Raw genomic sequence first — 1,315 nt, 5'->3', positions numbered from 1 at the left:
CGACATCTCGTCGGGTTTCTATGACGATGCCGGTGTCGAGACCTGGCTTGTGAACTGGAGCAATGTCGCCGAGCGGCTTCTCCTCGATGTCGGAGCGATCGGCGAGATCAAGCGCGCGGACGGCCACTTCGTCGCGGAAGTCAGAAGCACGGCGCATCGCTTCGACGAGGAGAAGGGCCGCCTGTTTCGCGCCACCTGCGCCGCCGATCTCGGCGATGCGAAATGCGGCATCTCCCTCAACGGCGCCGCCTTCTCCGACACGGGAACCGTGACCAAAACGGATGGCTGGCTCAGCATCACCGCGTCGAACATCGGCTTTGCCGACGGGTGGTGCACGGGCGGACGACTCGTCTGGACGCGAGGCGCGAACGAGGATGTTGCGGTGGAAGTGAAAATCCATCGCAAGGCCGGCGCGAGCGCGCAGTTCGATCTGTGGCAGCGCGCGCCGCAACAGATCGCGGTGGGCGATACGTTCCGTGTCAATGCCGGTTGCGACAAGCGCCACGCGACCTGTCGCGCCAAGTTCGCCAATGCGGCGAATTTTCGCGGCTTTCCCCACATGCCCGGCAACGATTTCATCATCCGTATGCCGCAGCAGGGCGAACCCGGCCTCGACGGCGGGAGCTTCTTTCGATGAGCGCGGCTGACCGCATCGTCGCAGAAGCGCGATCCTGGATCGGCACACCATATCGGCATCAGGCGTCGCTCAAAGGCATCGGCTGYGATTGTCTCGGATTGCTGCGCGGCGTGTGGCGCGAGGTTGTCGGGTCGGAACCCGAGACACCACCACCCTATTCGCCGGATTGGGCCGAAGCCGGCGCGGATGCGTTGGTCATGGCCGCGCGGCGCTTCCTTTGCGAACGCGAGCGCTCGGCCTTCGCCGCCGGCGACGTTCTGTTGTTCCGCTGGCGTCAGCGACTGCCCGCGAAGCACTGCGCTATCGCGACCTCGCGCGACACCATGGTGCACGCCCATGACGGGGCGAGCGTCGTCGAAGTCGCGATCGGATCCTGGTGGCGACGCCATCTCTCTCACGCGTTTCGTTTTCCGGATATGAACTGATGGCTACTCTCGTTCTTCAAACCGTCGGTTCCGTCGTCGGCGGCATGATCGCGGGGCCGCTCGGGGCGATGGCCGGGCGCGCGCTCGGCGGTCTCGCGGGCGCCGCCATCGACAGCGCGCTGCTCGGCGGTTCCGAGGCGACGAAGGTCGTCGAAGGGCCGCGGCTCAAGGACATCGACGGCCTCACCTCCACCGAAGGCGCGCCGATACCGCGCGTCTACGGCCGCGCACGGATCGGCGGTCAGCTGATCTG

The 1,315-nt window shown here is 66.1% G+C and carries 3 protein-coding genes; all 3 read left to right on the top strand.

All coding sequences use genetic code 11. The annotated features are described in order from the left end of the window. Positions 1-637 (top strand): DUF2163 domain-containing protein (locus AC1DT3_RS21515; RefSeq protein ID WP_477467218.1); only part of this gene is annotated, 637 nt, incomplete at its 5' end. Next, entirely contained in the window at positions 634-1,062 is a 429-nt protein-coding gene (locus tag AC1DT3_RS21510) for an NlpC/P60 family protein (protein ID WP_477467217.1), read from the top strand. The genes AC1DT3_RS21515 and AC1DT3_RS21510, both read left to right, overlap by 4 nt. Continuing rightward, on the top strand, positions 1,062-1,315 hold a 254-nt coding region (locus tag AC1DT3_RS21505), incomplete at its 3' end, for a hypothetical protein (RefSeq protein ID WP_477467216.1). The genes AC1DT3_RS21510 and AC1DT3_RS21505, both read left to right, overlap by 1 nt.

It is taken from the genome of Microvirga sp. P4_G7 (assembly GCF_056401005.1).
Note: the sequence above shows the minus strand (reverse complement) of the source record. Positions and strands in the feature narration are given on the sequence as shown.